Source organism: Streptomyces sp. NPDC058279 (assembly GCF_042881255.1).
Taxonomy (GTDB): Bacteria; Actinomycetota; Actinomycetes; order Streptomycetales; family Streptomycetaceae; genus Streptomyces.
In genome coordinates, this window is sequence record NZ_JBHVYA010000001.1 from 785,727 (window position 1) to 797,827 (window position 12,101).

The window sequence follows — 12,101 nt, forward strand, 5'->3', positions numbered from 1 at the left end:
CCCCTGCCTTCGCAATGTACCTCCCCCACCTGCGCAAACAGTTCCTTTGGGTCTCCATGCGAATTGCTTTAGGGCCGGCGCGGAGGGGCTACGGGGAGACCGCGCGAGTGGGCCGCCGGCAGGCCGCCGGCCGGTGGCCGTGGGCGGCTTTGAGACGGCCCACCGATGACTTTCGGACGGTACGCGGCGGCCCGGCCCAGATCGTCGTGCCCGTTCGGTTGCACACCGGCCCACCGTGGGTGACCCTGGTGAGGCGTCACAGAGGGTGCAGCACCCGTAACACTCATGTCGGGGAGTCGCAGCCGTGATAAGTCATTCCCGCAGGCACTGCGTCGTCGAACTGCAGGCCTTGCCCGCGCGGATCGGCCAGATCCGCAGAATCGTTTCGGCGCAATTGCGTCACTGGCAGCTCGACCCCCTCATCGATCGGGCCGCGCTCGGAGTGACGGAGCTGCTCAGCAACGTGCACCGGCACGCACAGCCGGACAAGGTGTGCCGGGTGGAGATCGAGTTCCGGCTCGGCCGGCTCACCGTCTCGGTGCACGACAGCGATCCCCGGCTGCCCGTGGTGCGCGAGTCCGCCGCCCTGGAGACCTGCGGACGCGGTCTCGCGCTCGTCGCGGCGATCAGCGAGGCGTGGGGCGCCCGGCACCAGCAGGACGGGCCGGGCAAGGTCGTGTGGTTCTCCATGCGGGCCGCCCCCGCCCCGGCGGCGCCGACCCGCACCGTCCGGATCTCCCCCAAGGCCGTACGGGAGCACGCCCCGGCGGCGCTCTACGCCGTGGAGCCCGCGGCCGTCGCCACCACCGTGCCGGTATCGGCCCGGGCCGGAGCCCGGCCCGGCTAGTCCGGGGCCGCCGCGGCCGGGCCACCGCAGGGCCATCGTCCGCGGAGCCGTCGGGCGCCGGGCCGTGGCCTGCGAGGCCGTCGCATGTGGAGGCCGTCGCGCTCGCCGCCGCCGGTCCCGGTCAGGCCGCCGCGCCCAGCGCTCCCAGCGGGTCGTCCAGCACCGGCTGCCAGGCCAGCTCCGCCGCGCCGACCAGGCTGTTGTGGTCCAGGGTGCAGGGCAGGATCGGCACCCCGCCGCTGCGTCCCCACAGGCTCCGGTCCGCGACCACCGCACGCAGCCGCTCGGGGTCCGCGTGGAGCAGTTCCCGGTGCAGACCGCCCAGGATGATCCGGTCCGGGTTCAGGATGTTCACCAGGCCCGCGAGCCCCAGTCCCAGCCGGTCGATGAGTTCCTCGGCGGCCGTCCGTACGGTCGGGTCCGCGAACTCGGCGCGCAGCAGGTCCCGCGCCTGCTGGAGCAGTGACACCTCGGGGCCGGGCGTGCGCCCCGCCGCCGTCAGGAAGGCCAGCGGGTCCGCCTCCACGTCCAGGCAGCCCCGGCTGCCGCAGTGACAGGCCCGACCCTCCGGGTTCACGGTGAGGTGGCCGACCTCCAGGGCGAGACCGGCGCTGCCGCTGTGCAGCCGGCCGTCGAGCACCAGCGCCCCGCCGACTCCCCGGTGGCCGGTGGCCACGCACAGCAGGTGCTGTGCGCTGCGGCCCGCGCCGTGCCGGTGCTCCGCGAGCGCGGCGAGGTTGACGTCGTTGCCGGTGAAGGCGGGGCCGTCGATCCCGGCCGCCTTCACCCGTTCGGCGAAGATGGCCCGGACCGGCGAACCGGCCGGCCAGGCCAGGTGCAGCGGGTTCAGTGCCGTGCCCTCCGGCTCCGCGACCGCCGACGGCACGGCGAGGCCCGCGCCGACGCAGCGCCTCCCGGACTCCGCGAGCAGCGCGGCGCCCGCGTCGACGACCGCGCCGAGGACCTGCGCCGGGTCGGCGGAAACGGTGACCTTGCCGGGGGCGGTGGCCACGATCCGGCCGCCGAGACCGACGAGCGCGGCCCGGAAGCCGTCCGAGTGCACTTGGGCGGCGAGCGCGACGGGGCCGTTCTCCTCCACGGCGAGCCGGTGCGAGGGCCGGCCCTGGGTACCGCCGGCGCCACCGGGGCGGGAGTCGACGCGGATCAGACCGAGTGCCTCCAGTTCGGCGGCCACGGCTCCGGCGGTCGCGCGGGTGACGCCCAGCTCGGCCGTCAGCACCGCCCGGGTCGGGGCCCGACCGGTGTGGACGAGTTCCAGTGCGGGGCCCAGCGCGCCCCGACCCCGCTCCAGTTTCGTCCTCGTGGCGGCCGCGGCCCGGTCGGCGGCGGAGCCCGCCGATGAGACCGTGGACACCGTGGACGCGTCCCCCACCCGCCGCGGGGCCCCGTTGCCGTTCATGACAGCGATCCTCGCACGAGCGGGGGTCGCCGGACGCCGCTCACGGCAGGAGGCCGCCGACCCGCAGTGTGATGTTCAGCCGCCCCGTCAGACCCAGCTCGGGCGGAGCGGTGCCGGGCAGGACCTTCGGCACGCCGTGGTAGGCGAGCCGGCTCGGTCCGCCGAAGACGAACAGATCGCCGCTGCGCAGTTCGACGTCCCGGTACGGGCGGCCGCGCGAGGTGGTGTTGCCGAAGCGGAACAGACAGGAGTCGCCGAGGCTGAGCGAGACGACGGGCGCCGGCGACTTCTCGTCGGAGTCCCGGTGCATGCCCATGCGGGAGTCACCCTCGTAGAAGTTGACGAGGGCGATGTCGTACGCCTCGTCCGGTGGCCGCCCGTAGACGTCGGCGACTGCGCTCCGCCCCAGTTCGGCGAGCCAGGCGGGCATCGGCTTGACCGGCGCCCCGTCGCCGTCGACGGCGGTGCGCGCGTATCCGTACGGGTACCAGTGCAGCCCCAGGCACACCTGGCGGGCGGTCATCGTCCCTCCGCCGGGGGTGTGTACGGTGCGCAGGCCCGCCGGCGGGCGCGCCCACGCGCGGCAGGCGGCGAGCAGCTCGCGCTGTCGGCGCCGGTCCAGCCAGTCGGGCACGTGCACCGCGCCGGGGGCGATCTCGGTCCGCTCGCGCGGGAAGAGTTCGCCTTCCATGTCCCCATTATCGGGTGACCTGTGTCAGTGGTGGCCGGCACACTCCCCTCCATGAAGATCATCGACTTTGTGGACACGCTGGCCCGCGAGGGCGAACTGATGGCGGAGGCGGCCGAACAGGCGGGTACGGACGCCCTCGTACCCACCTGCCCCGACTGGCGGGTCGCCGATCTGCTGCGGCACACGGGAGCGGTACACCGCTGGGCGGCCGGGTACGTCGGCGACCGGGTCAGGGAGCCGGGTCCGTTCCCGGACGCCCCGGAGCTGACCGGACCGGAGCTGCTGGCGTGGTTCCGGGAGGGGCACGCGGCGCTGGTGCGGACGCTGGGCGAGGCCCCGGCGGATGTCGAGTGCTGGACGTTCCTGCCGACGGCGCCGTCACCCCTGGGGTTCTGGGCCCGGCGTCAGGCGCACGAGACAACTGTCCACCGGTTCGACGCGCAGGCGGCGTTGGGCGTCCCGTTCTCGGCGGTGACGCCGCAGTTCGCCGAGGACGGGGTGGACGAGTTGTTGACCGGCTTCCACGCGCGCTCGCGCAGTCGGGTGCGCAGCGCGGAGCCGCGCGTCGTGCGGATACGGGCGACCGACACCGGCGCGGTGTGGACGGTGCACCTGTCGCAGGAACCGCCGCGCACGGTGCGGGGCGACACGGACGCCCCGGCGGACCTCGACCTGACGGGCGAGGCGGCCTGGTTGTACACGGCCCTCTGGAACCGCCTGCCCCTGACCGGCACCGGCACCGGCCCGGACGGCGGCATCGACCACCCGCTCGCGCGGCTGTGGACGGAGACCTCCCCCATCATCTGACGGCACCGGTCCGACCGGCCCGGGCAGCGCAGTGACGGGGTGGGAGGCAAATGAGCGGGACTGGGGAAACCATCGAAGCCGAGGCCGGAGCCGAGGCCGAGGACGGGAGCGGCCCCGGCAGCCGGCGCCGTGAGCCGGGCCGGCGTCCTGCTGACCGGCATCCGGGTCGTCGGCGGTGCCCTGCTGACCCCGGACCCTGAGCGTTCCGGGTGGGTGGCGGAGCCGGCGTCGCCGCAGGCCCCGTACTCGGGACCAGGGCCGACGATCGAGCAGGTGGAAGCGGACTTCGAGGCCGTGACCGCCGCAACCGGGTTGGGGCCGGCCCCGCCCCGATCGTTCGTGGTGCCCGGTTGCCTGGCGCCCTGGGAATTCTACGAGCCCGTGAGCGACGCCGGTTTGGCCGCGCTCCTGGAAGGCCTGCCCGGCCACAGGACCTACTGGGCTGCGGGATCCGGGGAGGCGGGCCGGCCGACCGTGGCGGCGAAGGCGGTCTGGCCGGAGGAGGGCCAAGCCGGCGGGGTGTTCCAGGGGTTGGGCATGGCGGCGCTGGTCGCGTAGGCGTAGCCCGCGCCGCGATCGAAGGCGGTGCGGAGGGTGGAGCGCATGGCGGAGGCGTCGGGGACGTCGTGGACGAGGTGCCAGAACGCCGTGCCGGTGGGGTCGAGTTCGCTGCCGACCCGGTAGCCGCCGGACTCGTCGAACACGTTGCCGCCGAGCCGGCCGCCGGAGGTGTAGGCCGCGTAGGTGTCCTCGAAGGTGACGAAGATGTCGGCGGTGCGGTGGCCGGGTTGTAGGTAGCAGTCGGCTATGGCGGTGCCGGGGTTGTTCACGACCAGGTCGGGCAGGGCCGGGTCGACGGCGTGCACGGTGTCCTCGACGTAGCGGCGCAGCCGCTCGTAGAGGTCGCGGGTGGCGTTGGCCGGGCCGCAGTCCCGGCTGACGACGTCGAAGAAGATGCCGTCGACGTGCAGCCGGCCGTCGGGTGTCTTCAGGTAGTTGTCGACGGAGGCCAGGATGGCGGCGGGGTCGCGGTTGCCGTGGTCGGTGTGGACGTAGCCGAGCACCTTGGGCCGCTCGCCGGTCGCCGTGGTGCCGCCGCGCAGGGCGTCCGCGCGGGCCTGCCAGCGGGCGCCGAAGGGGGAGTCGCCGTTGCCCGGGTTGAGGACGACCACCGACACGGCCGGGCCGGTGGCGGTCAGGTCCCACAGCATCGGGTCGTCCGCCCCCACGTAGGCGGGGACGGCGATCTCCAGGCCCCGGACGCCCGGGAGCCGGGGGGTGGGCGGCGCGACCGGTGCGGGAGCGGGCCGGGGGGCGGACAGGCCCGGTGGAGCTGATGGGGCCGACAGGGCTGGTGGGGCCGACGGGGTCGCGGCGCGGGCTTCCGCCGCTGTGGAGCGCCCCGACGCCTCGCAGGCCGGCGCCGGGGCGGCCAGTAAGAGGACGGTCACAACGGCGTACAGCGCCTTCGCGGCGCGGGCGCGGGCCATGGCTGTTCCTCCGACGGCGGCAGGGTTGACCCGAGGAACAGTAGACGCGCGGCAGTGCGGAACGGGTCGAACCGGCCGGTGTTCATACGACGAACAGAAGAGCGACGAATCGTTTCCATCAGCCGATCGCCGGGCCGGACCAGGGTGCGACCGTCGCCTCAGCCGCGCGGGTCGGCGGACAGCCCCACGTCGTGCGCCAGTCGGTCCACGGCGTACGCGAAGAAGGTGGCGCGGTCCTCGACGACCCGGTTGAACTGACCGAACAGCTCGAAGGAGATGAGGCCGACGAACTGCGCCCAGGCGGCGACCAGGGCCACGGTCACCTCGGGCGGCAGGCCCTCGGCGAAGTCGGCGGTCATGCGCAGGCCCTCGGGGCGCAGGGCTTGGGGCAGCGGGGGCAGGGCCAGGCCGTGGCCGGCGTGGGCGGTGCGGAGGATTCCGATGAAGGTGTTGGCGACGCGGGAGGCGGGGCCGACGGTATCGAGGGGCGCGCTGTAGCCGGGCACCGGGGAGCCGTAGATCAGCGCGAACTCGTGCGGGTGCTCCAGCGCCCAGGCGCGGACCGCCTCGCAGACGCAGACCCAGCGGGCGCGGGGCGCGCCGCCGGCCGCGCGGCCGGCGGCGTCGGCTTCCTCGGCGGCGGCGCCCACGCTGTCGTAGGCGTCGATGATCAGCGCGGTGAGGAGTTCGTCCCGGCTGGGGAAGTAGCGGTAGAGGGCGGAGGAGACCATGCCCAGTTCGCGGGCGACGGCGCGCAGCGAGAGTTTGGCGGCGCCCTCCTCCGCGAGGTGGCGGCGCGCTTCGTCCTTGATGGCGGCGGTGACCTCGACGCGGGCCCGTTCGCGGGCCCCTCGCACGGTGCTCATGCCGGTCAGTGTGTCATGCGAACGGAGCAGTGCTCAAGAATGAGAGCGGCGCCCTGTTCCCAGTATGATGCTCACCTAAGAGAGCACCGCTCTCGTTTTGGAGCGACGCTCCGTGCACACTGATCTCAAGCGAGAGCGCCGCTCTCCCACCGCCGCGGAGGCCGTCATGAGCGCGTCCACCCCCAAGCCCTACTACGCCGGGCGCAGCCGACTCGGCATCCGCTTCAACGCCCTCTTCGGCAAGCTCGCCCGACTCGGCATCAGCGTGGCCGGCAGCGCCGAGTTGTCGGTGCGCGGCCGTACCTCCGGCCGGATGCAGCGGATCCCGGTCAATCCGCACACCTTCGAGGGCTCCCCGTACCTGGTCTCGGTCCGCGGCCACTCGCAGTGGGTCGACAACATCCGCGCCGCCGGCGGCGGCGAGCTGCGCGTCGGTCGCAAAGTCCGCGCCTTCACCGTCACCGAGATGACCGACCCGGCGCAGAAGGCGGCGGTGCTGCGCACCTACCTGGAGCGGTGGGGGTGGCAGGTGGCCCAGTTCTTCCAGGGCGTCACCGCGAAGTCCTCCGACGCCGAACTGCGGGCCATCGCCGTGGACCACCCGGTCTTCCGCCTCACCGTGTCGCGCTGACCCGGCCTCGCACCCGGGAAGGCAGGAGCCGCCTTCGGCCATGCGGGCGATCCGGGACACTCACGCGGCCCGACGACCTGCCCCCGAGCAGCCCCCCTGTCGTCCCGTCACGCCCTCGTGGGCCTTCGTCAGCCCGCCCGAGCAGCCGACTCGCCCCGGTACGGCCCGACGGCAGGGCACCGCATCGTGTTGATGGCGCGAGACTGACGGTCGAACCCGACCGCGGTGGCGATCCGCCAAACCCGGTCTACGTGCCCGGCGCCGCGTACACCACGTAACGCCTACCCGAACCTCCTGGTCGCCCGCCCCCTCCGGCCACGGCGCCGGCGGCCACGACCCCCGTGACCCGCAACAGGCACCAGCCACCAAGCACGAGGCGCCGAGCACAAGGCGCCAGGCACTCGCGACCAAGCGAGGTGCCGCCCGCGCCCGTGGCCGGGCCGGGCGGCGGCCTCGCGCCCCCGCCTCAGTCCTGACGCCGGCGCGCCTGGCGCGCGTCCAACACGTGCAGCGCCTTGCGGGCGAGCGGGTACGAGCGGACCAACTCGGCCAGCGTCGTGGACCCGCGGGTGATCCGGGCGAAGGCCATCCAGGCCGGGCGCAGCCCGGTGATCGCCGCGTGCAGCAGCCCCGGCTTCGCCTCGAAGAGCGCCAGCATGCGCTTGCCGACGCCCATCTCCACGCCCAGCCCCGCCTTGACCGCGAAGGCGTAGTTCAGCGCCTGGCGCCGGGCGTCCACCGCGTCCTGCGCCTCGGAGATCTTCACGGCCCACTCGCCCGCGAGCCGCCCCGAACGCAGCGCGAAGGAGATGCCCTCGCGCGTCCACGGCTCCAGCAGCCCGGCCGCGTCCCCCGCGACCAGCACCCGGCCGCGCGAGAGCGGCGATTCCGGCGTGCGGCAACGGGTGAGGTGCCCCGAGGAGACGGCCGGCTCGAAGCCCGCCAGGCCCAGGCGGGCGATGAAGTCGTCCAGGTAGCGTTTCGTCGCGGCGCCCTCGCCCTTAGCCGAGATGACGCCGACCGTGAGGGTGTCGCCCTTGGGGAAGACCCAGCCGTAACTTCCGGGCAGCGGACCCCAGTCGATGAGCACCCGCCCCTTCCAGTCCTCGGCGACGGTCTCCGGGACCGGGATCTCCGCCTCCAGACCGAGGTCGACCTGCTCCATCTCGACGCCGACATGGGCGCCGATCCGACTGGCGCTGCCGTCCGCGCCGACCACGGCCCGGCCCAGTACCGTCTCTCCGTCCGCGAGGACCACGGCCACCGTGCGCCGGTCGGGCACCGCCGCCCCGTGCTGCTCGACGCGGCTCACGGCCGTCCCCGTACGGACGGTGGCGCCGGCCTTCTCCGCCTCCGCGACCAGTGCCGCGTCGAACTCGGCCCGGTTGACCATCCCGAACAACATGCCGCGCGAACGCCGGGTTCGGGTCAGCCGCCCGTTCATCGAGAAGGTGACCGCGTTGATCCGGTCCTTGAAGGGAAGGACGAAGCCCGGCGGCAGTGCGTCCCGCGAGGGGCCGATGATGCCGCCGCCACAGGTCTTGTAGCGGGGCAGTTCGGCCTTCTCCAGCAGCAGGACCCGCCGCCCGGCCGCGGCCGCCGCGTGGGCCGCCGAGGCCCCCGCCGGGCCGGCCCCGACCACGACCACGTCCCACACCTCGCCGGTCGGCCCGGCGCTCTCCTCTTCGGCCCGCCCGGCGTCGTTCTGCTCCGCGCTCGGGCCCTGTACCTCGTCGTCGCTGCTCACGATGTGCTGCTGCTCCTGATCAGGCTGTTCCTCGGATGCCGGGGAAATCCTACGGCGGGAGATCGTCTCGCCTCGCTGTGCGAGGATCGATGCTGTCCTTTCGCCGTGCCCCTGACGCGCACCACGCGGATGCGGGAGGCGTACACGTACACCAACGTCGCACCCAAGAGGAGCGTGCCCATGTCGCCGATTCCGGTCGCCGAGACCATCGCCTCGCTGATGCCCCGTGCCCGGCAGGAGCTGGCCGAGCTGGTGGCCTTCCGGTCGGTGGCGGACTTCTCGCAGTTCCCCCGGAGCGAGAGCGAGGCCGCCGCGAACTGGGTGGCGGACGCCCTGCGCGCCGAGGGCTTCCAGGACGTGGCCCTGCTCGACACGCCCGACGGCACGCAGTCGGTCTACGGGTACCTGCCCGGCCCCGAGGGCGCGCCGACCGTCCTGCTCTACGCCCACTACGACGTACAGCCGCCGCTGGACGACGCCGCCTGGATATCGCCCGCCTTCGAGCTGACCGAGCGGGACGGCCGCTGGTACGGGCGCGGCGCCGCCGACTGCAAGGGCGGCTTCATCATGCACCTGCTGGCGCTGCGCGCGCTCAAGGCCGACGGTGGCGTGCCGGTCGGGGTGAAGGTGATCGTCGAGGGCTCGGAGGAGCAGGGCACCGGCGGGCTCCAGCAGTACGCCGAGGCGCACCCGAAGCTGCTGGCCGCCGACACCATCGTCATCGGCGACGCCGGCAACTTCCGGCTGGGCCTGCCGACGGTGACGGCCACGCTGCGCGGCATGACCCTCGTCAAGGTCAAGATCGACACCCTGGCCGGGAACCTGCACTCCGGCATGTTCGGCGGTGTCGCCCCCGACGCACTGGCCGCGCTGATCCGCCTCCTGGACTCGCTGCGCGCGGCGGACGGTTCCACGACGGTCGACGGGCTGGCCTCGGACGCGGTCTGGGAGGGCCTCCAGTACCCGGAGGCCGACTTCCGCGCCGACGCGAGGGTCCTGGAGGGCGTGGGGCTCATCGGGGAGGGCACGATCGCGGACCGGCTGTGGGCCCGCCCGGCCGTCACCGTCCTCGGCATCGACTGCCCGTCGGTGGCCGGCGCGACTCCCTCGGTGCACGCGAGCGCCGGTGCGCTGATCAGCCTGCGCGTGCCGCCGGGCGTGGACACCGCGGAGGCCATCAAGCTCCTCCAGGCCCACCTGGTGGCGCACACCCCGTGGCAGGCCCGACTGGAGCTGGAGGTCGTGGGCCAGGGGCAGCCGTTCCGGGCGGACACGAGCAGCCCCGCGTACGCGTCGATGGCGGCGGCCATGGAAGTCGCGTACCCGGGCCAGGAGATGCAGGTCAGCGGCATGGGTGGGTCGATCCCGCTGTGCAACACGCTGACGTCGCTGTACCCCGACGCGGAGATGCTGCTGATCGGTCTGAGTGAGCCCGAGGCGCAGATCCACGCGGTGAACGAGAGCGTCTCCCCGCAGGAGTTGGAGCGCCTGGCGGTCGCGGAGGCCCTGTTCCTCGTGAACTACGCCCGCTCCAAGCGCGCCTGAGAAACGCCGGGCCCGAGCCACGACGGCCCGATGCCCACGGGCCCGAGCCACGGCGGGCCGAGCCACGGCGGCCCGATCCGCGCGGGCCCGATCCGCGGCGACCCGATCTACGCCACGGGTGAACTCCGCTTCCGGTGAACCGCGCGCCGGAAGCGGATCCTCCCGGCCTACGTTCGACCCATGACCGAACTCGACCTGGTGGAGGTCGTACCCCACCGTCTGCACATGCTCCGCTTCCCCATCGGCCAGGCGTACCTGTGGCGCGACGGCGCGGACCTGACGCTGATCGACGCCGGGCACGCGGGGGCCGCGGACGCGATCGAGGGGGCGATCCGTTCGCTGGGCCTGCTCCCGGAGCGGCTGGAGCGGATCGTCCTGACCCACTGCCACCGCGACCACGTGGGCGCGGCGGGTGAACTCGCCGACCGGTGGGGTGCGCGGGTCGTGGCGCACCGCCTGGACGCTCCCGTGATCAGGGGCGAGGAGCCGGTGCCGGAGCCGGTGTTGCAGACCTGGGAAGTCCCCCTGTACGCGCACGGGCTGACCGTCCCGGAGGCGCCGCCGACCCGGGTGGACCAGGAGGTGGAGGACGGGGAACGGCTGCCGTTCGGGGACGGCGCGGTGATCGTGCACGCGCCCGGACACACGCCGGGCAGCGTCGCCGTGCACCTGCCGGAGCACGGCGTGCTGTTCACCGGGGACTGCGTCGCGGGGGTCGGTCGGGTCATGCCGGGCGTGTTCAACGTGGATCGCGCCCGAGCCGTCGCCTCTTTCCGGCACCTGGCCGATCTGGCGCCGTCGATGGCCTGCTTCGGCCACGGCGACCCGCTGACCAGCGCCGCGGCCGACACCCTCCGGGCCGCTGCCACGGCCGTCGCGACCGCCTGACCGTGCCCGGCGGGACCCGCCGGAACCGCGTGCCCGTCGGACCCGCCGGGACTACGGACCGGCAGGACTACGCCACCCCGGACCGGGCGGCTCACCGGACGGGCCGGCCTACGGGACCGGGCGGCCCGCCTCCAGGTACAGGGGGCGGCCGCGTTCGCGGGCCCGCAGGGCCCAGCGGAGGCGCTCGAAGCGGACCGGCGGCAGCATGCCGGCGGCCTCCGTCTCGGTGGCGAACCGCCACTCCCGCAGCTCCGGCCCCGGCAACCGCAGCCCCGCGATCTCCCGCTCCCCCAGCCGCCCCCCGTCGAACAGCAGCCGCAGCCCCCCGTACGCCGGGGACACCGGCGGTTCCCAGTCGACCACCAGCAGCTCGGGCGACCGCTCCAGCGTCAGGCCCAGCTCCTCCGCGACCTCCCGCACCCCCGCGCACGCCGGCGCCTCGCCCGACTCCACGACGCCGCCCGGGAACTCCCAACCCGGCTTGTACGTCGGATCGACGAGGAGCACCCGGCCCGCCTCGTCGAAGAGCAGCACCCCCGAAGCGACCGTCTCCCGCGTCGGCTCGGGCGTCTGGACGATCTCGCAGACCGGCGCCGCCCCCGTCCGTACGGCGTCCGCGATCCGCTCCGCGGTCTCCCGCACCGTCAGCCGTCCGTTGTCGACGACGTGGGCGTCGGCCGTCAGCCAGCCCAACGCCTGTCGGTAGGCGGGGATGTGGTCGTACGCCCACTGTCTGACCCGGACGTCGACCTGCTCGGGCGCCCCCGGCTCCTCCCGAGTCGCGATCCGTTGGCGAAGAATCGTTTCCGCTGGGGCCAGCAGCACATGTCGCACCGGTATCCGCCGCGCCGCGAGGCCACCGAAGATCTCGTCGCGGTACTCCTGGCGCAGCAGCGTCATCGGCACCACCAGGACCCCGCCCAGCTCCGCCAGCATCGCCGCCGCCGTCTCCACCACGAGCCGCCGCCAACTCGGCAGGTCCTGGTAGTCGTCGACCTCCGCGAGCCGCTTGCGGGGCAGCAGCGTCCGCAGCGCGTCCCCGACGAACTCCGGGTCGAACACCGTGCCGTCCGGCAGGAGTCCGGTCAGTTCGCGGGCCGTGCTGGTCTTCCCGGCACCGAACGCGCCGTTGATCCAGACAATCACGTCTACCCCTCTCCGATGGTTCG

Annotated in this window: 11 protein-coding genes; 5 read left to right on the forward strand and 6 right to left on the reverse strand. The window is 74.0% G+C overall.

Annotated elements, in window-relative coordinates; all coding sequences use genetic code 11:
- Nucleotides 1–304: 304 nt before the first annotated feature.
- Complete coding sequence (locus tag ACFVXJ_RS03780) at nt 305–847, forward strand: ATP-binding protein (RefSeq protein ID WP_389658025.1); 543 nt, start codon at nt 305–307, stop codon at nt 845–847.
- Nucleotides 848–968: 121 nt separating this feature from the next.
- Here the strand turns inward: ACFVXJ_RS03780 and ACFVXJ_RS03785 are convergent, their stop codons facing one another.
- Both ACFVXJ_RS03785 and ACFVXJ_RS03790 read right to left on the reverse strand, forming a co-directional pair.
- The gene (locus ACFVXJ_RS03785) at nt 969–2,267 is read right to left on the reverse strand and encodes an ROK family protein (protein ID WP_389658028.1); all 1,299 of its coding nucleotides are present in this window, start codon (nt 2,265–2,267) and stop codon (nt 969–971) included.
- Nucleotides 2,268–2,307: 40 nt separating this feature from the next.
- Nucleotides 2,308–2,958 carry an alpha-ketoglutarate-dependent dioxygenase AlkB family protein gene (locus ACFVXJ_RS03790; RefSeq protein WP_389658031.1) on the reverse strand — a complete coding sequence of 217 codons (651 nt, stop codon included), beginning with the start codon at nt 2,956–2,958 and terminating at the stop codon, nt 2,308–2,310.
- Between the two features lie 51 nt (nt 2,959–3,009).
- Between ACFVXJ_RS03790 and ACFVXJ_RS03795 the strand changes: the two genes are divergently transcribed.
- A complete protein-coding gene (locus tag ACFVXJ_RS03795) occupies nt 3,010–3,765 on the forward strand; it encodes a maleylpyruvate isomerase family mycothiol-dependent enzyme (RefSeq protein WP_389658034.1) in 756 nt (251 codons plus the stop codon).
- 434 nt (nt 3,766–4,199) lie between these two features.
- On the opposite strand, the gene ACFVXJ_RS03800 is transcribed toward ACFVXJ_RS03795, so the two are convergent.
- Both ACFVXJ_RS03800 and ACFVXJ_RS03805 read right to left on the reverse strand, forming a co-directional pair.
- Nucleotides 4,200–5,255 carry a spherulation-specific family 4 protein gene (locus ACFVXJ_RS03800; protein ID WP_389658037.1) on the reverse strand — a complete coding sequence of 352 codons (1,056 nt, stop codon included), beginning with the start codon at nt 5,253–5,255 and terminating at the stop codon, nt 4,200–4,202.
- A gap of 158 nt (nt 5,256–5,413) precedes the next feature.
- Nucleotides 5,414–6,121, reverse strand: coding sequence for a TetR/AcrR family transcriptional regulator (locus ACFVXJ_RS03805; RefSeq protein ID WP_389658040.1), 708 nt, complete (start codon nt 6,119–6,121; stop codon nt 5,414–5,416).
- Between the two features lie 166 nt (nt 6,122–6,287).
- Between ACFVXJ_RS03805 and ACFVXJ_RS03810 the strand changes: the two genes are divergently transcribed.
- On the forward strand, nt 6,288–6,752 hold the full coding sequence (locus ACFVXJ_RS03810; RefSeq protein ID WP_389658043.1) for a nitroreductase/quinone reductase family protein: 465 nt from the start codon (nt 6,288–6,290) through the stop codon (nt 6,750–6,752).
- Nucleotides 6,753–7,218: 466 nt separating this feature from the next.
- Here the strand turns inward: ACFVXJ_RS03810 and ACFVXJ_RS03815 are convergent, their stop codons facing one another.
- Nucleotides 7,219–8,499: a geranylgeranyl reductase family protein gene (locus ACFVXJ_RS03815; RefSeq protein ID WP_389658046.1), complete on the reverse strand. Its 1,281-nt coding sequence runs from the start codon at nt 8,497–8,499 to the stop codon at nt 7,219–7,221.
- Nucleotides 8,500–8,679: 180 nt separating this feature from the next.
- Here ACFVXJ_RS03815 and ACFVXJ_RS03820 point away from each other — a divergent pair, with 180 nt between their 5' ends.
- Both ACFVXJ_RS03820 and ACFVXJ_RS03825 read left to right on the forward strand, forming a co-directional pair.
- Nucleotides 8,680–10,044, forward strand: coding sequence for a dipeptidase (locus tag ACFVXJ_RS03820; RefSeq protein WP_389658049.1), 1,365 nt, complete (start codon nt 8,680–8,682; stop codon nt 10,042–10,044).
- Nucleotides 10,045–10,224: 180 nt separating this feature from the next.
- Nucleotides 10,225–10,932, forward strand: coding sequence for an MBL fold metallo-hydrolase (locus ACFVXJ_RS03825; protein ID WP_389658052.1), 708 nt, complete (start codon nt 10,225–10,227; stop codon nt 10,930–10,932).
- 108 nt (nt 10,933–11,040) lie between these two features.
- Here the strand turns inward: ACFVXJ_RS03825 and ACFVXJ_RS03830 are convergent, their stop codons facing one another.
- Nucleotides 11,041–12,078 (reverse strand): NUDIX domain-containing protein, encoded by a 1,038-nt coding sequence (locus ACFVXJ_RS03830; protein ID WP_389658055.1) that lies wholly within the window; start codon nt 12,076–12,078, stop codon nt 11,041–11,043.
- Nucleotides 12,079–12,101: the final 23 nt, after the last annotated feature.

Coding starts and splice junctions, on each gene's coding strand:
- ACFVXJ_RS03785 (WP_389658028.1), bottom strand. CDS start 2,267: ATGAACGGCAACGGGGCCCCGCGGCGGGTGGGGGACGCGTCCACGGTG.
- ACFVXJ_RS03790 (WP_389658031.1), bottom strand. CDS start 2,958: ATGGAAGGCGAACTCTTCCCGCGCGAGCGGACCGAGATCGCCCCCGGC.
- ACFVXJ_RS03795 (WP_389658034.1), top strand. CDS start 3,010: ATGAAGATCATCGACTTTGTGGACACGCTGGCCCGCGAGGGCGAACTG.
- ACFVXJ_RS03800 (WP_389658037.1), bottom strand. CDS start 5,255: ATGGCCCGCGCCCGCGCCGCGAAGGCGCTGTACGCCGTTGTGACCGTC.
- ACFVXJ_RS03805 (WP_389658040.1), bottom strand. CDS start 6,121: ATGAGCACCGTGCGAGGGGCCCGCGAACGGGCCCGCGTCGAGGTCACC.
- ACFVXJ_RS03810 (WP_389658043.1), top strand. CDS start 6,288: ATGAGCGCGTCCACCCCCAAGCCCTACTACGCCGGGCGCAGCCGACTC.
- ACFVXJ_RS03820 (WP_389658049.1), top strand. CDS start 8,680: ATGTCGCCGATTCCGGTCGCCGAGACCATCGCCTCGCTGATGCCCCGT.
- ACFVXJ_RS03825 (WP_389658052.1), top strand. CDS start 10,225: ATGACCGAACTCGACCTGGTGGAGGTCGTACCCCACCGTCTGCACATG.